This window comes from Corynebacterium urealyticum DSM 7109 (assembly GCF_000069945.1).
GTDB lineage: Bacteria > Actinomycetota > Actinomycetes > Mycobacteriales > Mycobacteriaceae > Corynebacterium > Corynebacterium urealyticum.
Genome location: NC_010545.1, coordinates 1,888,366 through 1,907,046, shown reverse-complemented (window position 1 = coordinate 1,907,046; position 18,681 = coordinate 1,888,366). Strand labels below are relative to the sequence as shown.

The following is an 18,681-nucleotide window of genomic DNA, read 5'->3' as shown; positions in this document are numbered from 1 at the left end:
TGGTCGATGGCTTTCTTCCCAGAGAAATCGGACGGGCCCGGCTCCGGGACAGCGAACGCCGCTGGTTCTCCCGGCGCGAACGCGTCCGACACTTCCACCTCGCAGATGGGCGAGGAACGCGGTGAATTCCAGCGCCCCGGGCGCTTCCTGTCGAACTTCCCGCTGCGTGTCAGCCTCGTCGTCGTGATGACGTTCCTCGCCGCACTCGGTCTGTCTTTTTCCGGTGCGGTGACGACTTCCACGTTGCAGCATTTCATGGTCTCGCGCGTGGATGACCAGCTGAACAGCGCGATCAACGGTTGGGCCTACCGGACCACCGACGATGAACGTTCCTACCAAGACCGGCCCGGCAGCAGCACCCCGCAGCCCAACCGGCCGCCAACGGACTTCTTCGTCCGCGTGGTGGACGGCGAGATCTCTATCGAGCCACTGAACTCTGTCTTCGACTCCGCCCCGGAACTGCGGGGATTGGAACAACCCAGGGAACCCGTGACGGTACCAGCCCGCGCGGGGAGCGCTTCCCACGCCCCGTGGCGTGCGGCCTCCGTCGAGAACCAGGACGGCACCGTCACCATCGTCGCCTTGCCGCTGGAGGGGGAGGAGCACACCATCCGCAGGCTGGTGTACCGGCAGATCATCATCGGCTTCCTGGTGGTGGCCTCCATCATGATCGTTTCCCAGTACCTGGTGCGCCGCGCCCTCCGTCCGCTGAACCAGGTGGAGGAGACCGCCTCCCTGATTTCCCAGGGGCACCTCGACCAGCGCGTCCCCAACTGGGAGCCGGACACTGAGGTCGGTCGTCTGGCACAGGCCTTCAACCGGATGCTCGCGCAGATTCAGGGCGCGTTCCTCGCGGTGGGTGCCTCCGAGCGCCAGGCTCGCAAATCCGAGGCCACGATGCGCCGCTTCATTGGAGACGCTTCCCATGAGCTGCGCACCCCGCTGACCTCCGTGCGGGGCTACGCGGAGCTCTACCGCTCCGGGGCCACCGACGATGCGGACATGGTCATCGGCCGTATCTCCGATGAGGCCGAGCGGATGGGACTGTTGGTGGAGGACCTGCTGGCACTGGTTCGAATGGACGAGGGGCGGCCGCTGCAGAACCAGCGGGTGGATGTGCTGGAGCTGACGCTGCGCGCCGCTGACGGGGCCCGGGCGAGCTTCCCGGGGCGCAACATCGGCGTCGAGAATCACTACGGATCCATTCCGGTCGTGATGGGGGACGCCAACCGCCTGCATCAGGTGATCAGCAACCTCCTCACGAACGCGCTGAAGCACGCGGGTGAGGACGCCAACGTGAAGATCAGCCTGCTCAAGACGAGCCCAGAGCTGGTCACCATCGATGTTCAGGACGACGGCGAGGGTATCCCTGCCGACGCCCTGCCACATCTCTTCGAGCGTTTCTACCGCCCGGATGGCTCGCGCTCCCGCGCCTCGGGAGGCTCCGGGCTGGGGCTGTCCATCGTGCAGTCTCTGGTCAAGGCACACGGCGGGGCGATCACCGTGGACTCCACGGTGGGGGAGGGCACGACCTTCAGGGTGCAGCTGCCCGTGGCGCCGGAGGATTCTCGAGAGCAAATTTCACCAGAAGGCTGACCTTGGGGTTGCGGGGCAGCATATTGTGCGCCACCTGCAGTTGTGGGTAGAAGTCTTGCACCCGCACCAGCCGCAATGGGCCTGGGTGCTGGGGGATACCCCCGGTCGGTTCGGCCTCGGCCAGGGCGAAGGCCGCGTTGAGGGGGACCATGCGGTCGTAATCGGAGGCGATCTGTGTGATCGGGACGGTGCACTCCCCGGCCGGCGCCAGCGCGTCGGCCAGTGCGGGAGAACCCACGACCTGTTCCGCGAAGGCAGGCGCCATGACGGCGCTGATCACCCGGTTGACCAGGGTCTCCCGTGCGGTCCCGGACCACGGCATATGCACGCCACGGAAGTCCGCGCCCAGCCCCACGATGTGGTTGACGACCTCCCCGCCGGGGCGGCTCGCCACGGCCAGGGAGATCAGTCCGCCCTGGGAGTGCGCAACCAGGTCGAAGGACTCCGCTCCAGTGGCCTCCTGGAGTGCCGCGATCTGCGAGCGTGCTTGGGCGATGGACTGTGCCAGCGGCGTGGTGCCATTGTCCCCATAGCGGACGGAAAATACCCGCCGGTCTCTGCCGTCAAAGGTGCTGCGCAGGTAGGGAACCATGCGCGCGAAGTTCCCGCGACCGCCCACGGTGCCGTGCACCACCACGATGGGTCGGGGCTCGGAGGGCAGTACCCGGTGGGTGGGGGACTCCTCCCACTGGCCGAGGTCCGGGATGTGGGCCAGCAGCGAGCGCCGCGGCGCGGCCTCCTGGCCTAGCCCGGAGTGCAGGATGGGGCTTCGGTGGGGAAAACGGGGCGTGGACGGGGACATGTCGTTGTAGAACCCTGGCGTTTTAGGCCTCGTCCTCCGGCACGCCAGCAACACCCTGGCTGCGCAGCCCCGCGCGGATCTTCGCCGCCGCATCGTCCATCTTCGCCGGGTCCGTCTGATCCATCGGGATGATGTTCTGCAGGCTGTAGCCGGACATGTCGGAGGCCGGGAACAGGTGGATGTGGGTGTGCGGCACCTCGAAACCGGCGATCATGTAGCCGCACCGCGGGGCGTCGAATGCCTCGCAAATAGCCTTGCCGATCACCTGGGCGACTTCGTTGAGCTTGCCCCATAGCTCGGCCGGCATATCGGTCCAGCGGTCAATCTCCTGGACCGGGACGACCAGCACGTGGCCATAAGCGACCGGCTCGATGGTGAGGAATGCGGCGACCTCGGCGTCGCGGTAAACGAAGCGACCTGGAAGTTCGCCGTTGATGATTTTCGTGAAAACGGTAGCCATACCTTGCGATCGTACCCGCGAAACCATCGTCGAACAGGGCTTTGGGGCAGCGTCGCGTGAGGCCGTCCGGCGGGCTCGCTAGACTGGGCACTATGCGCATTCTTGTACTTGGCAGCGGTGCCCGCGAGCACGCATTGGCTTATTCCTTGTCCCGCGATGAGTCCGTCTCTGAGGTCCACGTCAGCCCCGGCAATCCGGGGATGAAGGCCATCGCCACGCTCCACCCGGATGACTCGAATCCGGTGGGTCTGGCCCAGGAGCTCGGGGTGGATCTAGTCGTGATCGGCCCGGAGATCCCGCTGGTCGCGGGCGTGGGTGACGAGCTGCGGGAGGCAGGCTTCGCGGTCTTCGGCCCGTCCAAGGCTGCGGCCCAGATCGAGGGGTCCAAGGCTTTCGCGAAGGACGTCATGGCGCGCGCCGGGGTCCGCACCGCTTCGGCGGAGTCCCTGCAGCCGGGTACGTGGGATGCTGAGATCGAGGCCACCCTGGACCGTTTCGGTCCTCGCTTCGTCGTGAAGGACGACGGCCTGGCCGCCGGTAAGGGAGTCGTCGTCACCGACGACCGTGCTGTCGCGCGCGCCCACATCGACGACGTCCACGCCGCTGGCAACCCGGTGCTGCTGGAAAGCTTCCTGGATGGCCCGGAGGTCTCCCTGTTCTGCCTGGTGGACGGCGAGACGGTCGTCCCGTTGATCCCGGCGCAGGACTTCAAGCGCGTCGGTGAGGGCGATACCGGCCCGAACACCGGCGGCATGGGTGCCTACACGCCGCTGCCGTGGCTGCCGGAAGACGGCGTGCAGCGCATCGTCGACGAGGTCTGCATCCCCGTCGCCAAGCAGATGGCCGAGGATGGGGTGCCGTACTCCGGCCTGCTCTACGCGGGTCTGGCCTGGACCTCCAATGGCCCGGAGGTTATCGAATTCAACTGCCGTTTCGGTGATCCGGAGACCCAGCCGGTGCTGCAGCTGCTCGACACCCCGCTGGCGGGCGTGCTGAACGCCGTCGCCAATGGCACGCTCGCGGAGCTGCCGCCGCTTCAGTGGAAGGACGGCTACGCGCTGACCGTCGTGCTCGCGGCGGAGGGCTACCCGGAGTCCGCAAAAAAGGGTGGGGTCATCACGGGCGCTGAGGCTGGTAGCGAGGATCGCGGTGTCCGCGCTGCTGGTGTGGCAGAGAAGGATGGCGCGCTCGTCGCTGCTGGCGGCCGCGTGCTCAACGTGGTGGGCGAGGGCGCGACCCTCGAGGAGGCCCGCGAGAAGGCCTACGCCACCCTGGCCACCATCGACCTGCCGGGCGGGCACTTCCGTAAGGACATCGCCCTGGCCGCCGTCGAGGGCAAGATCACCGTCCCGGGCGAGGGGCAGGCCTAAGCCGCAGGCGAGAAACCGATGCCCGAAGGACACGTGATTCATCGGCTGGCGGCCCAGCTCAACCAGCTGTTCGCCGGTCACGCCCTGCGCGTGAGTAGCCCGCAGGGTCGCTTCGCCGAGGAGGCCGGCGCCCTGACCGGCGATATGCTGGACCGGGCAGAGGCCTGGGGCAAGCACCTGTTCTTAAGCTTCGGCAATCCCCGCAACCCGCACCGGCGGGCCGACCACATCATCCATATCCACCTGGGACTGATCGGTACCCTGGCCATCGAGCCCTTTACCGGTAGCCAACCCCGCGGTCAGGTGCGCCTGCACCTGCACCGCATCGACGCCGAGGGTGGGGAGGACATGTGCACCTGGGGCAATGCGGTGGAGGCGAACTTGCGCGGCCCCCAGTGGTGCCGCCTCATCACCGACGAGGAGATGGACGCCGCGGTCGCCAAACTCGGTGCCGACCCGTTGCGCTCCACCGACCCGGTCGTCGACCCGGAAAACGCTGCGAAACTCCCGGAGCTCGACCAGTTCCTCTGCCGCTCCCGCCGAAGCATCGGTTCGATCCTCATGGACCAAGCCCGCTACGCCGGGGTGGGCAACATCTATCGGGCCGAAACCCTCTTCCGGCTGGGCATCCATCCGGACGTCCGAGCCTGCGACCTGGCGGCGGAGGAACGCGAGAGCATCTGGCAGGACCTCGTGGAGCTCATGGCCGAGGGTGAGGCCAGCGGAAGGATCGATACCGTGCGCCCCGAGCACACCCCGGAGGCGATGGGCCGGGCACCGCGCAAAGACGACCACGGTGGCGAGGTCTACGTCTACCGTCGCGCCGGGCAGCCCTGCTACGTCTGCGGTGAGGAGATTAGGCACCGCGTGGTGGAAGGCCGAAACCTCTTCTGGTGCCCCGGCTGCCAGCCCGCGGCATAGGCGTTAAAACGCTGGTCACCAGTCCCGCGGCACAGCCGGGTGCCGCTGTGGGATAATGAGGGGCGTGACTGCTGCAAAGAAGAATATTTCCAACGTCCTCGCCACCCGCTACGCCTCCCCGGAGATGACCAACCTGTGGTCCCCGGAGGAGAAGATCAAGATGGAGCGCCAGCTCTGGCTCTCCGTGATGAAGGCTCAGAAGGAACTCGGCATCGAGATCCCGGCCGAAGCTCCGGCCGCCTATGAGAAGATTCTCGACCAGGTGGACCTTGCTTCCATCGCCGAGCGGGAGAAGGTCACCCGCCACGACGTGAAGGCTCGCATCGAGGAGTTCAACGACCTCGCCGGCTTCGAGGAGATCCACAAGGGCATGACCTCCCGCGATCTCACGGAGAACGTGGAGCAGCTGCAGATCTACCGCTCGCTCGTGCTGGCCCGTGACAAGGCCATCGCCGTCCTCAACCGCATCGGCCGCCTGGCTGGCGAGTACCAGGGACTCGTGATGGCGGGCCGTTCCCACAACGTCGCCGCGCAGGCCACCACCCTGGGCAAGCGCTTCGCTTCCGCGGCCGATGAGCTGCTGCTGGGCCTGGCACGCGCCGAAGAGCTGCTGGCCCGCTACCCGCTGCGCGGAATCAAGGGCCCGATGGGCACCGCGCAGGACATGCTGGACCTGCTGGGCGGTGACGAGGCGAAGCTCGCGCAGCTGGAGACGCAGATTGCTGACGTCCTGGGCTTTGGCCAGGTCTTCAACTCCGTCGGCCAGGTCTACCCGCGCTCCCTCGACTTCGACGCACTGTCCGTTCTCGTGGAGCTGGGCGCGGCGATGAGCTCGCTGTCCATGACGATCCGCCTCATGGCGGGCAACGAGACCGTCACCGAGGGATTCAAGGAGGGGCAGGTCGGCTCGTCCGCGATGCCGCACAAGATGAACGCCCGCTCCTGCGAGCGTGTCGGTGGCATGCAGGTCCTGCTTCGCGGTTACCTGACGATGGCAGCCGACCTTTCGGGTGCTCAGTGGAACGAGGGCGACGTCTTCTGCTCCGTTGTCCGCCGCGTCGCCCTGCCGGATGCATTCTTCACCTTCGACGGCATGTGCGAGACCTTCCTCACCGTGCTCGACGAGTTCGGGGCCTTCCCAGCGATGATCGAGCGCGAGCTGGAGCGCTACCTGCCGTTCCTGGCCACCACCCGCATCCTCATGGCTGCGGTGCGCGCGGGCGTGGGCCGCGAGACCGCTCACGAGGTCATCAAGGAAAACGCCGTGGGGATGGCGCTGGACATGCGCGAGCGCGGCGCGGAGCAGAACCTCATCGAGCGCCTGGCCAAGGATGAGCGTCTCCCGATGAATGAGCAGGATCTCCACGACGCCCTGGCTGACCGCAAGGCCTTCATTGGTGCGGCCGAGTCCCAGGTCTCCCGCGTGCTGGACCGCGTGGAGTCCATCGTCCAGGCCCACCCAGACGCAGCGGCCTACACCCCGGGCGAGATTCTTTAAACCGGCACCGCTTCCACGTAATTCGGTAAATTCGAAGGCGTGGGAGCAATGATTTGGTTTATCGCAGCCCTGGTACTCGCCGGTCTCGAACTGGCGGCCGGGGAGTTCACCTTGCTCATGCTGGCCGGCGGTGCGACCGTCGGCGGCCTTGTGGAGTGGGCGGGCGCACCGACCTGGGCGGCGATCGTCGCTTTCGGCATCGCCACTGCTGGGCTGATCCTGTTCCTGCGTCCCATTCTTCGCCGTAGGCTGCACGGACCGAAGGCGCTCGATACTTCCCAGCAGGCCTTGGTCGGCGCGACCGCTGAGGTTTTGGAGGACGTCGGCGCCCGCAGTGGGCAGATCCGCCTGGACGGTTCCATCTGGTCCGCGCGCTCGATGGACCCATCTGAGACCTTTACCAGGGGCGAAGAAGTTCACGTCATCGATATCGATGGCCCGACCGCTGTCGTGTGGAAGCGCGAATAGCGGGATATCAGTCCGTGAAAGAACCAACCAGGAAACGGTAAACACATGTCCGGCATGATCTTCCTCTTAGTTCTGTTGGCTTTCATCGCCCTCGTCGTGGTGAAATCCATCGCCCTGATCCCCCAAGGCGAGGCGGCCGTCATCGAGCGGCTTGGTAGCTACACCCGCTCGGTATCGGGCGGGATCACGATCCTCGTTCCCTTCATCGACCGGGTCCGCGCCCGGGTGGACACCCGCGAGCGCGTGGTCTCCTTCCCGCCGCAGGCGGTCATCACCCAGGACAACCTGACGGTGGCCATCGACATCGTCGTGACCTTCCAGATCAACGACCCCGCTAAGGCCATCTACGGGGTGGATAACTACATCGTCGGCGTGGAGCAGATTTCTGTCGCAACGTTGCGCGACGTGGTCGGTGGCATGACGCTGGAAGAGACGCTGACCTCCCGCGAGACGATCAACCGCCGGCTGCGCGGTGAACTCGACGCTGCAACCGCCCGGTGGGGGCTGCGCATCAGCCGAGTCGAGCTGAAGGCGATTGATCCGCCACCGTCCATCCAGCAGTCCATGGAGATGCAGATGAAGGCGGATCGCGAGAAGCGCGCGATGATCCTCACCGCCGAGGGTCGCCGGGAATCGGACATCAAGACCGCCGAGGGCGAGAAGCAGGCCCGCATCCTCTCCGCTGAGGGTGAGAAGCACGCCGCCATCCTGGCCGCCGAGGCCGAGCGCCAGGCGATGATCCTGCGCGCCGAGGGTGAGCGCGCCTCCCGCTACCTGGAAGCACAGGGTGAGGCGAAGGCCGTCCAGAAGATCAACGCCGCCATCAAGGCCTCCAAGCTCACGCCGGAGGTACTGGCCTTCCAGTACCTGGATAAGCTGCCGAAGCTGGCCCAGGGCGAGGCATCGACGATGTGGATGATCCCGTCTCAGTTCGGCGATTCCCTCGAGCAGTTCGCCAAGGCCTTCGCCAAGAAGGACGATGAGGGCGTGTTCCGCTACGAGCCGGGCCACGTGGACGAAGACACCCGTGAGAAGGCCGAGGCGGATAACACGGAGGAGTGGTTCTCCACGGCCTCCGACCCGGAGATCGCTAAGGCCGTCGCCGCGGCGAATGCGGTGGCCAATAAGCCGGTGGAAGATGATCCAATGGATCCGACGCCTAAGCCGCAGCACGCTCGCAAGGAACTCCCGGCGGAGCCGGTGCAGCAGCCAGCCCCGCAGAGCGTGGATCCGCAGAATATGTGGACGAACCCCACGAATTAGGGCGCACCTGGGGGCGGGTCCGGCGGGGGTCTAGCCGGGCCCAATCGCGGTGCTAGACTGTCTAGCCATGCGACCAGAATTGTCTGATTACGAGCACATTTCCGCGGGTAAAGTCCGCGAGATCTACGAGATCGACGCAGAGCACCTGCTGATGGTCGTCACGGATCGGATCAGTGCCTACGATTTCGTGCTCGACACCGATATTCCAGACAAGGGGCGGGTGCTCACCGCGATGAGCGCCTACTTCTTTGAGCAGATCGACTTCCCGAACCACCTCGCGGGACCGCTGGATGACGAGCGCATCCCCGAGGAGGTGCTCGGGCGCGCCATGGTGTGCAGGAAGCTGGACATGGTTCCCTTCGAATGCGTGGCTCGCGGCTACCTCACTGGCTCCGGCCTGAAGGAGTACGAAGCCACCGGCGCGGTCTGCGGCGTCAAGCTCCCGGAGGGCTTGGTTGAGGCCTCCAAGCTGGACGAACCGATCTTCACCCCGGCGACGAAGGCAGAGATCGGAGATCACGACGAGAACGTCGGCTTCGACGTCGTCGTCAAGGACCTGGGGGAGGACCTCGCGGAAAGGCTACGCACCGCAACCCTGGAGATCTACTCTCAAGCTGCGAAGATGGCCGAGGAAAAGGGCCTGATCCTGGCGGACACGAAGTTCGAGTTCGGCCTGGACAAGGAAGGCAACCTGGTGCTCGCCGACGAGGTGCTCACCCCGGACTCCTCTCGCTACTGGCCGGCTGAGGGCTACGAGGAGGGCAAGGTGCAGCCGAGCTTTGATAAGCAGTTCGTCCGCAATTGGCTGACCGGCCCGAAGTCTGGCTGGGATAAGAACGATGGCTCCCAGCCGCCGGAGCTTCCGGGCTCCGTGGTGGAGGCGACCCGTGCGCGCTATGTGGAGGCCTACGAGCGCATCTCCGGTAAGCGTTTCGCGGACTGGATCGGCAGCTGCGTCTAGAACACAGCCTGCACAGCAGGATCTAGAACACAGCCTGCACGCCCGGGGGTGCTAAGCCCTCGGCGTAGCGTTCCCCGCACCGGACGGGACGGCTGAGAACAACCTCGGCGAAGAACCCGGATAAAGCTCAACCCCGCTCCAACCAATGGTTGGGCGGGGTTTTGGCGTGACGCAGCGGGGAACCGCGCTGCGCGGGCGGTGCAGCGGGGCGACTAGACGCGTGCGGTGTGCTTAGCCACCTCGGTGATGCCGTGGTGCGTCAGGTGGAAAGCCAGGTTGCGGTGCTGCGGGGCGACGTCGATGATGCCGGTGATCCAGCGATCGCGAGCGCAGGTGTCGTGGCCGGTGGTCATCGGCTTAATGTCCACGAAGGTGGAGCGGGTGTCGCGGGAGGCGTTCGCCGCTGCGCGCTGCAGGGCGTCCTCGACCGGGCGAGCCTTGACGATCAGGGACGGGGTGCCCTGCGGCAGCAGGTTCAGGTAGCAGGTCTGGCCCGCCGGGTTGGTGATCCGTGGGTAGCCCATGACCTTCACGCGGGCGTTCGGGGCCAGGCGCTTGACGTGGTTGACGGTGTTGCGGATGGATACGCGCAGGTTGTTCTCGATCTGCGGGATCGGCATCTTGTCGTTCAGGATGTACGGGTAGGTGTCGTTCGCGCCGGCGAAGATGACGACCTCGCGGGTCGCGCCGTTGAGCTTGCCGTCCTGGCGGGCCTTATTCGCCAGGCTGGTGATGTGCTTGCCGCCGGTGCGGAAAGATGCGCCGGAGCAGGAGTAGTTGTCCACTGGGGCGCGCTTAACGGACGCGTAGGCGTTCTTGAAGCGGTCATCGGAGGCGCAGCCCACGCCGTTCAACGGCTTCGGGTCGAGTGGGATGCCGCGCTGGCTCATGTAGTGAGCGACGGACGGGTTGGCCATGATCGAGTCGCCGAGTAGCACGGTGTTGCCAGGCGCCGCGGAAGCTGTGGCAGGTGCCAGCATGGCGCCGAGAACAGCAACCACGGAGAGGGCGAGGGCCTTGAGACGCATATTCATCCTATCTGTGGATTGGTGTAGAAGATTCGATGCTCGTTACAGCCGAATTGTATTTGCTTCCCAGAGAAAATGAAACAAATGAGCATTATTGGGGTGCAAGTTACAGAAGTTATGCAACTTGCCGGACTGTCCCGGCGGTTCCGGGTCGTGCCCCTGCGCAGCTCACCGGGGCCGTGTTTCATGTCCGGTGTGAGTGCTAGCTTAGGGGCTTAGCGAAACCGGGAGCTGTGTGCGAACTGGCTCTGTGGCGGGGAGCGCTCCCCGCCGGTGGGGGCCGAAACTGGCCGCCATCCCAGCGCCGACACAGCCGGCTCCCAGGTAACGAATTCATGACACTATCGTGTTTTGTCCATAGAAGAAAGGTCATGGCTCGCAGTGACTCAGTCCACCCCAGGCGAACAGCAGAACCAGCACCCGGGCAGCACTCCGGCTCAACAGGGCCAGCGGTCCCCGCGGCTCACCGCCCCGGTTGCTAAGAAGCTTGCCACCCAGCGCAGCTTCCATGGCCGCGACTTCAGCGATGACTATGAGTGGCTTCGGGACAAGGAGTCCCAGGAGGTTCTGGACCACCTCGCTGCGGAGGAAGCCTTCACTGTCCAGGAGACCGCGCACCTGAAGCCGCTCCGCGAGTCCATCTACCAAGAAGTGAAATCCCGCGTGCAGGAGACGGACATGTCCCTGCCCGTCCGCGCGGGCGACTGGTGGTACTTCTCCCGCTCCACGGAGGGGAAGAACTACGCGTCGATGTGCCGCGTCCCCGTCGACAACCCGGAGGATTGGGCCCCACCGCAAATCGACCCGGACACCCCGCACCCACGCGAGGAGGTCTTCCTCGACGTCAATGCCGAGGCCGAGGGGCACAACTTCTTCTCTCTCGGCGCGGCAAGCGTCACCCTCGACGGCACCCGCCTGGCCTACTCCGTCGACACCGCCGGTGACGAGCGCTTCACCATGTACTTCCGCGACCTGACCACCGGTGAGCAGATCGGGGAGCCCATCCCGGATGTCTTCTACGGCGCGACCTGGGTCGGTCGGGACACGATCTACTACCAGAAGGTCGACGCCGCCTGGCGTCCGCACGAGGTCTGGCGCCACACCCTCGGCACCTCCGTCGAAGAGGACGAGCTGATCTACCGCGAGGAAGACGAGCGCTTCTGGACCGGTGTCGGCACCACCCGCTCCAAACGCTTCCTGCTGATCGCCTCCTCCTCCAAGGTCACCAGCGAGGTCTGGTACCTCGATCTAGAGGCCGAGGAGAAGGGCGAAAGCGCGGAGCTGACCCGCGTCCTGCCACGCGAGCAGGGCGTGGAGTACGGCATCGACCACGCCCGCGTCGGCGGCGAGGAGCACTGGCTGGTCATTCACAACAAGAACGGCGTGAACTCCGAGCTGGGGTACCACCCGGTCGGCCAGATCTCTTCCTTGGACGACGTCCACAGCCTCGTGCCGCACCGAGACGACGCCCGCATCGAGGGCGTGGACTGCTTCCAGAACCACCTCGTCCTCGAGGCCCGCGAGAACGCTGTCTCGAAGAGCCACCTGATGGACATCTCCGACGGCTGGTCCGAGTTCCGCCCCGTCGACTTCGGCGAGGAGCTCGCGACCGTCGGTGCTGCCGGGAACAGCGAGTGGAATCCGCCCGTCCTACGTTTCGTCTTTTCCTCCTTTACGACGCCCACCCGGGTCTACGAGCTCGACCTAGTTACCGGGGAGCAGATCCTGCGCAAGGAACAGCAGGTCCTCCCCGGCCCGGACGGCAAGGAATTCAACCCGGCCGATTACCAAGCCACCCGCATCTGGGCCACCGCACCGGACGGAGCGCAGGTCCCGGTCAGCCTGATCCACCGCGCGGACGTCCCACTCGACCGGGAGAACCCGGTGCTGCTCTACGGCTATGGCAGCTACGAGTCCTCCATGGACCCGGGCTTCTCCATCTTCCGACTCTCGATGCTGGATCGCGGCGTGGTCTACGCCATCGCGCACGTCCGCGGGGGTGGGGAGATGGGCCGCCTCTGGTACGACAAAGGAAAGGGGCTATCCAAGAAGAACACCTTCACTGACTTCATCGCCGTGGCCGATGAACTGATTGCCCGAGGCATGACCAGTCCGCAGCGCATGGTCGCCGAGGGCGGTTCTGCCGGCGGCATGCTGATGGGTGCGGTGGCGAACATGGCCGGCGACCGCTTCGCGGGCATCGAGGCGATCGTGCCCTTCGTCGACCCGCTGACCTCCATGCTCATGCCGGAGCTGCCGCTGACCGTGACCGAGTGGGATGAATGGGGCGACCCTTACCACGACCCACAGGTCTACGACTACATGGCGGAATACGCCCCCTACGAGAACATCACCGCGGACAAGACCTACCCGCCGATCCTGGCGGTCACCAGCCTCAACGACACCCGCGTGCTCTACGTGGAACCCGCGAAGTGGGTGGCCAAGCTCCGCGACGTGGCGGGCGCGAACGTCCTGCTGAAGATCGACATGGAGTCCGGCCACGGTGGTGTCTCTGGCCGCTATAAGGCCTGGGAACAGGGCGCGTTCGAGACTGCCTGGGAGCTGGACCGAATGGGTGCGACGGAGCTGTTGGACTAGGTTTTTGCCACCTTCGGTGGTGGCTTTCCGCCACCCTCGGTGGTGCTTTTAAGCCTCCTGCGGGGGCGCCATTCCAATAATTCCTTGGCCTTTCAGCCTGGTGTTAACATGGGCACGTACTTAATGGATTTTTCCAACAGCTGGGAGCACTAGAGAACATGGCTCGTGTGGTTGTCAACGTCATGCCGAAGAAAGAAATTCTGGATCCCCAGGGGCAGGCCATCGTCCGCGCCCTTGGTCGTCTGGAGATCAGCGGGGTGCAGGATGTCCGTCAGGGCAAGCGCTTTGAACTCGAGGTCGATGACCAGGTGAGTGAGGCGGATCTCGAGAAGATCGCCGCCGAGCTGCTCGCCAACACCGTGATCGAGGACTACGAGGTCGTCACTGCGGAGGTTCAGCAGTGAGCCCCCGCATCGGAGTAATTACCTTTCCGGGCACCCTCGATGACGTCGACGCCCTCCGCGCCGTCCGTCTCGCCGGTGGCGAGCCCGTCGAACTGTGGCACGCGGATGCTGACCTGAAGGACGTCGACGCTGTCGTCGTCCCGGGTGGTTTTTCTTATGGCGACTACCTGCGCGCCGGTGCCATCGCAGCGATCGCACCAGCCATGCGCTCCGTCGTCGAGGCTGCGGGCCGTGGCCTGCCAGTCCTGGGCATTTGCAATGGCTTCCAGATCCTGCAGGAAGCAGGGCTGCTGCCAGGTGCGCTGACCCGCAACGAGGGCCTGCACTTCGTCTGCCGTGACATCGAACTCGAGGTGGAGAACAACTCCACCCCGTGGACCTCCGGCCTGGAGAAGGGATCCACCCTGCTGGTCCCGTCCAAACACGGGGAGGGACGCTTCCAGGCGGATGAGGAGACCCTCAAGCGCCTCGAGGGGGAGGGCCAGGTCGTCTTCCGCTACGTGGTGAACCACAACGGCTCCCGCAACTCCATCGCGGGCGTGTGCAGCGAGAAGGGCAACGTCGTTGGCCTCATGCCGCACCCCGAGCACGCCGTGGAAGAGCTCACCGGACCGTCCACCGACGGCCTCGGCATGTTCCAGTCCGTCCTTCACAGCCTGGTCTAGGGCCTCACCGGCTACCAGCGAGAACTTTTTCAAGAAAGTAGTTCAGGGAAGTAGTTCTATGACGAACAACCTCAACAACGGTTCCGGCGCCGCGGCCGACTCTGGCGCTGTCAAGGTGCACAACGACACGGTCGCGAACGCTGAGCAGACCCCGGACCTCGTCCAGCCGTGGGCGGACCTCGGCCTCAAGGAAGACGAGTACGCCCGCATCAAGGAAATCCTGGGCCGCCGCCCAACCGAGGCGGAGCTGGCCGTGTACTCCGTGATGTGGTCGGAGCACTGCTCTTATAAGTCCTCCAAGGTTCACCTGCGTTACTTCGGTGAGACCACCACCGAGGAGATGAACTCTAAGATGCTCGCCGGCATCGGCGAGAACGCCGGCGTGGTGGACATCGGCGACGGTTGGGCCGTGACCTTCAAGGTCGAGAGCCACAACTCGCCGTCCTACATCGAGCCCTATCAGGGTGCGGCCACCGGCGTGGGTGGCATCATCCGCGACATCATGGCCATGGGTGCGCGCCCGGTCGCTGTGATGGACCAGCTGCGCTTCGGTGCAGCGGATGCCCCGGATACCCAGCGCGTCCTGCCGGGCGTGGTCGCGGGCATCGGCGGCTACGGTAACTCCCTCGGCCTGCCGAACATCGGCGGCGAGACCGTCTTCGATTCCTCCTACGGCGGTAACCCACTGGTCAACGCCCTCGGCGTGGGTGTGCTCCCGGCCGAGGACCTGAAGCTCGCCTTCGCCTCCGGTACCGGCAACCGCGTCGTCCTTTTCGGTGCCCGCACCGGCCTGGACGGTATCGGCGGCGTGTCGGTCCTCGCGTCCGAGAACTTCGAAGAGGGCGCGGAGCGCAAGCTCCCGGCCGTGCAGGTCGGCGACCCCTTCGCGGAGAAGGTCCTCATCGAGTGCTGCCTGGACCTGTACAACGCCGGCGTGGTCGTTGGTATTCAGGACCTCGGTGGCGCAGGCCTGTCCTGTGCCGTCTCCGAGCTGGCTGCCGCCGGCGATGTCGGCATGCACGTCGTGCTCGACAACGTCCACCAGCGTGCCAAGGGCATGACCGGCGCGGAGATCCTGTCCTCCGAGTCCCAGGAGCGTATGTGCGCGGTCGTCGAGCCGGAGAAGCTCGACGAGTTCATGGAGATCTGCCGCAAGTGGGACGTCATCGCCTCCGATATCGGCGAGGTCACCGACACCGGCCGCCTGATCTGCGAGCACCAGGGCGAGGTCATCCTCGACGCCCCGCCGAAGACCATCGCGGACGAGGGCCCGGTCTACGAGCGCCCGTACCAGCGCCCGGCCGACCAGGACGAGCTGCAGAAGCAGGCCGACCTGCCGCGCCCGAATAACCTGCCGGAGCTGCGCCAGCAGTTGCTGGACCTGGTCGCCTCCCCGGCGCTGTGCTCCCGCGCGTTCATTACCGAGCAGTTCGACCGCTACGTCCGCGGCAACACCGTCCTGGCGAAGGACGCCGACGCCGGCATGCTGCGCATCGACGAGAAGACCAACCGCGGCATCGCAGTCTCCGCGGATGCTTCCGGCCGCTACGCGCAGCTCGACCCGCGCATGGGCGCAAAGCTCGCGCTGGGCGAGGCCTACCGCAACGTCGCCACCACGGGTGCGACCCCGGTCGCCGTTTCCAACTGTCTGAACTTCGGCTCCCCGGAGGACCCGGAGGTCATGTGGCAGTTCCGAGAGGCCGTCCACGGCCTGGCCGACGGCTGCGTGGACGTCCAGATTCCGGTCACCGGCGGCAACGTCTCCTTCTACAACCAGACCGGTGATACCCCGATCCTGCCGACCCCGGTGGTCGCAGTTCTGGGAACCATCGACGACGCCACCACCCGCCTGCCGCAGCAGATCGCGGAGGGCTCGGAGTACGAGCTGATCCTGGCTGGCGCGATGACCAAGGACGAGCTGGGCGGCTCCATCTGGCAGCAGGTTGTCCACGACAACCTCTCCGGCCTGCCACCGCAGATCGATCTGCACGCAGAAGAGCGCCTGGGCAATGCCCTCTCCGCTCTGCGTGGCGTGGCAGCTGCCGCGACCGACCTCTCCGAGGGCGGCCTGGCGCAGACCATCGTCGAGCTGGCGATCCAGTCCAATACGGGTGTCACCGTCAACCCGGCCATGAACCTGGAGCCAAGCCTGGCTGCCAGCGAGGACCTGCACGAGCAGCTCTTCGTGGGCCTGTTCTCGGAGACCGCCACCCGCGTGGTGCTCGCGGTGCCGAAGGCAAGCTACGCCAAGGCGATGGAGATCCTCGCCGACCACGAGGTCCCAGCAGCCTGGATCGGTCGTACGGGCAGCGTGGACGCTGAGGGCCGCCCGGAGGTCTGCTTCGAGGTTGGCGCCACCGGCAACCTGCCGGGCGATCAGCCGGAGCCTGCGGAGCAGGACGCTTCCGAGGACGGCGAGGTCGCACGCCTGGTGTTCAACGTCGAGGAGCTGCGCAACGTGTGGGAGGCAACCCTGCCTGCGCTCTTTGGCCACGCCACCGGAGCGAACTCCACCGTCTAGGGCGCACAAGCCCCTAGCTAGGGAGGACTGCCCGAAACGCTAGCCTTCCTGATCGCCGAGCTGAGACTCGAGCGCCTGAATGCGCTCCTTCAGCTCGGCGATATCTTTTCGGTATAGGCCCAGTGTCTCGTCGACCTGGGCCTTCGTCCATCTCGGCTGAATGTGCTTCGAGCAGTTCGCGTCGGTGGCCACCAGATCCACAACCATGATGCGTTCAGTAGGCTGGCGGAGCCGCACGCCACCGATGGTGGTCGCAGCCTCGGCGAGCTCGGGGTCCTCAGCGGCCTCCACGATGCGTGCGTGGCCGAAGACCTTCAGCCGACGACGCAGCGGATAGTCGACGAAGAAGAGGCACACCCGCCCGCCGTCCTCCCCGCCCCGGTCGACGTTACCGGTGGTGACGAACTGGTTATTGCCGTGGAACTCCGGCCAGAACAGCCGCTTGCCGTCTGCACTGATGTGCACGAAGCCCTGTGGACCTCCGCGGTGCTGCACATATGGCCACCCGGTGCCGGTGACGGTGGAGATATAGAAGTGCTGGGCGCTACGGATCAGCTTGCGGGCCTTGCCGTCGAGCCCGTCGAAGGGTCCGTCGGCGTGCCCCTGCTCCACGCCGGGCAGCTGCGTTTCTTCGCTGTGCTGCCGGGCACGGACGAAGGGGTCGTAGGCGATCTTCTCGTACGTCAGCTCGTCGGTCATCAGCCGGCTCCTTCCATGTATTGGACCTGCAGGGACGCCGTCTCTGGCTGCCACCGCCTCCGGAAGTCCTCTAGAGCAGGAGGACGTCCACCTCTTCGCCCTCGGCGGGGCCCGAGGACCCCGCCGGGATCACCACCATGCCATCCAGCCCCACGAGGGAGGCGACGAAGTGGGAGCCAAAGCGCTGGCCACTGAACGCATCCACCACCGGTTCCGTCCCGGAGTAGTTGACCCGGACGGGGGAGATCAGCGTGCGTCCCGTGCTAGCTGGGAACTGCCCGCGCACGCGGGCGCGCACGCTCGGTCGGTTCAGCGCAGTGCCATAGCTTGCTAGCCCCCGCATGCGGCGCAGCACCGGGTCTACAAAGATGTGGAAGCTCACCCACACGCTTACCGGATTACCGGGCAGGCAGAGTAAGGGAGTGCCTGCCCACAGGCCACCGCCCTGGGGCTTACCCGGCTGCATATTCAGCGGTCCGAACCACATGTCCGAGCTGCTTTCGCCTGCGACCTGTTTGACCACATCGAAGGCTCCGGCGGAGATACCGCCGGTGGTGACGATGATGTCGTGGCTGGCCGCGAGTTCGTTCAAAAGGCAGCGGAAGGCGTCGGCGTCGTCCCGAACCTGGTGAACGCTGGCGGTGACCCCGGCGCCCAGCGCCTCGGCGAGCTGGGCGACCATCGGGCCATTGGAGTCCGGGATGCGGGGGAGGCTGCTCTCAGCCGATCCTGACCGAGCGCGGTCGGTCTCAGCGTCGCTGGTAACCGCGACCTCGTCGCCGGTGGTGACCACCGCGACGCGCAGTTCGGGGTAGACCGTGACCTCGTCAACTCCCGTCGCGATGAGTGCGGCGACGGTCCCGGCATCGAGTTCGCAGCCCGCCGGGGCGAGCGCGTCGCCCGGACGGATATTGGAACCGGCGCGGCGCACGTGGGAATGCTCCGGGTCGAGCTCGTAGACCTCGATGGACTCGGGCAGCGGGTGCGGGCCGGCAGGAATATTCGTCGCCTCCACTGGGATGACCAGCACCTCGGCATCCTCAGGCACGGGGGCGCCCGTCATGATCCGCTGGGCGTGACCTGGCGGCGGTAGCTCAGGGACGGCGCCAGCGAAGACATCCCCGGAGACGGGAAAACGCAATGGTGCCGTGCTCAGGTCCCAGGAGCTCAGGTCAGCTGGCACGTCCGAGGCGCGGATGGCGAAACCATCCATCGCTGAATTGGAAAACGGTGGGACGGCCTGCTGGGCGCTCACTGGGCACGCCAGTACCCGGCCCAACGCCTGGGCGAGAGGCACCGTCTCGGCGCCACGGTTCGCCCGCTGTAGCCAGGCCTCGGCTAGCGACTGGGTAAAGCGGTAGTGCTCCTCGATCGAACGCATGAACCCACCCGTGCCGTGGCAGGGGTGGGCGTGAGGGCCGGACATC

16 protein-coding genes are annotated in these 18,681 nt (G+C 65.9%); 11 read left to right on the top strand and 5 right to left on the bottom strand.

The window, feature by feature from the left end:
• Window positions 1-6 precede the first annotated feature (6 nt).
• Window positions 7-1,596, top strand: a complete 1,590-nt coding sequence (locus CU_RS08225; RefSeq protein WP_012360870.1) for a sensor histidine kinase — start codon at window positions 7-9, stop codon at window positions 1,594-1,596.
• Here CU_RS08225 and CU_RS08220 read toward each other — a convergent pair.
• Together CU_RS08220 and CU_RS08215 are read right to left on the bottom strand one after the other, a co-directional pair.
• A complete protein-coding gene (locus CU_RS08220) occupies window positions 1,535-2,398 on the bottom strand; it encodes an esterase/lipase family protein (RefSeq protein WP_012360869.1) in 864 nt (287 codons plus the stop codon). The genes CU_RS08225 and CU_RS08220 overlap by 62 nt on opposite strands.
• A gap of 22 nt (window positions 2,399-2,420) precedes the next feature.
• On the bottom strand, window positions 2,421-2,858 hold the full coding sequence (locus CU_RS08215; protein WP_173362323.1) for an HIT family protein: 438 nt from the start codon (window positions 2,856-2,858) through the stop codon (window positions 2,421-2,423).
• A 92-nt stretch (window positions 2,859-2,950) separates the two neighbouring features.
• Here CU_RS08215 and purD point away from each other — a divergent pair, with 92 nt between their 5' ends.
• The 6 genes from purD to CU_RS08185 all read left to right on the top strand — a co-directional run bounded on the left by purD (window position 2,951) and on the right by CU_RS08185 (window position 9,339).
• A complete protein-coding gene (purD, locus tag CU_RS08210; RefSeq protein WP_041628517.1) occupies window positions 2,951-4,228 on the top strand; it encodes a phosphoribosylamine--glycine ligase in 1,278 nt (425 codons plus the stop codon).
• 18 nt (window positions 4,229-4,246) lie between these two features.
• Complete coding sequence (locus tag CU_RS08205) at window positions 4,247-5,149, top strand: Fpg/Nei family DNA glycosylase (protein ID WP_012360866.1); 903 nt, start codon at window positions 4,247-4,249, stop codon at window positions 5,147-5,149.
• 55 nt (window positions 5,150-5,204) lie between these two features.
• Entirely contained in the window at window positions 5,205-6,647 is a 1,443-nt protein-coding gene (purB, locus tag CU_RS08200) for an adenylosuccinate lyase (RefSeq protein WP_012360865.1), read from the top strand.
• A 39-nt stretch (window positions 6,648-6,686) separates the two neighbouring features.
• Window positions 6,687-7,115: an NfeD family protein gene (locus CU_RS08195; RefSeq protein WP_173362322.1), complete on the top strand. Its 429-nt coding sequence runs from the start codon at window positions 6,687-6,689 to the stop codon at window positions 7,113-7,115.
• Window positions 7,116-7,160: 45 nt separating this feature from the next.
• A complete protein-coding gene (locus CU_RS08190; RefSeq protein WP_012360863.1) occupies window positions 7,161-8,378 on the top strand; it encodes an SPFH domain-containing protein in 1,218 nt (405 codons plus the stop codon).
• A 67-nt stretch (window positions 8,379-8,445) separates the two neighbouring features.
• On the top strand, window positions 8,446-9,339 hold the full coding sequence (locus tag CU_RS08185) for a phosphoribosylaminoimidazolesuccinocarboxamide synthase (protein WP_012360862.1): 894 nt from the start codon (window positions 8,446-8,448) through the stop codon (window positions 9,337-9,339).
• Window positions 9,340-9,551: 212 nt separating this feature from the next.
• On the opposite strand, the gene CU_RS08180 is transcribed toward CU_RS08185, so the two are convergent.
• Complete coding sequence (locus tag CU_RS08180; RefSeq protein ID WP_012360861.1) at window positions 9,552-10,367, bottom strand: GDSL-type esterase/lipase family protein; 816 nt, start codon at window positions 10,365-10,367, stop codon at window positions 9,552-9,554.
• Window positions 10,368-10,748: 381 nt separating this feature from the next.
• On the opposite strand from CU_RS08180, the gene CU_RS08175 reads away from it, so the two are divergent.
• From CU_RS08175 to purL, 4 genes are all read left to right on the top strand, one after another.
• A complete protein-coding gene (locus CU_RS08175; protein WP_012360860.1) occupies window positions 10,749-12,965 on the top strand; it encodes a S9 family peptidase in 2,217 nt (738 codons plus the stop codon).
• A 158-nt stretch (window positions 12,966-13,123) separates the two neighbouring features.
• A complete protein-coding gene (purS, locus tag CU_RS08170) occupies window positions 13,124-13,369 on the top strand; it encodes a phosphoribosylformylglycinamidine synthase subunit PurS (RefSeq protein WP_012360859.1) in 246 nt (81 codons plus the stop codon).
• Window positions 13,366-14,034 (top strand): phosphoribosylformylglycinamidine synthase subunit PurQ, encoded by a 669-nt coding sequence (purQ, locus tag CU_RS08165; protein ID WP_012360858.1) that lies wholly within the window; start codon window positions 13,366-13,368, stop codon window positions 14,032-14,034. Before purS ends, purQ begins: the two co-directional genes overlap by 4 nt.
• A gap of 58 nt (window positions 14,035-14,092) precedes the next feature.
• Window positions 14,093-16,555 (top strand): phosphoribosylformylglycinamidine synthase subunit PurL, encoded by a 2,463-nt coding sequence (purL, locus tag CU_RS08160; RefSeq protein ID WP_012360857.1) that lies wholly within the window; start codon window positions 14,093-14,095, stop codon window positions 16,553-16,555.
• 39 nt (window positions 16,556-16,594) lie between these two features.
• On the opposite strand, the gene CU_RS08155 is transcribed toward purL, so the two are convergent.
• The gene (locus CU_RS08155; RefSeq protein WP_012360856.1) at window positions 16,595-17,254 is read right to left on the bottom strand and encodes a pyridoxamine 5'-phosphate oxidase family protein; all 660 of its coding nucleotides are present in this window, start codon (window positions 17,252-17,254) and stop codon (window positions 16,595-16,597) included.
• Between the two features lie 70 nt (window positions 17,255-17,324).
• On the bottom strand, window positions 17,325-18,680 hold the full coding sequence (locus CU_RS08150; protein WP_231837646.1) for a molybdopterin molybdotransferase MoeA: 1,356 nt from the start codon (window positions 18,678-18,680) through the stop codon (window positions 17,325-17,327).
• Between the last annotated feature and the right edge of the window lies 1 nt (window position 18,681).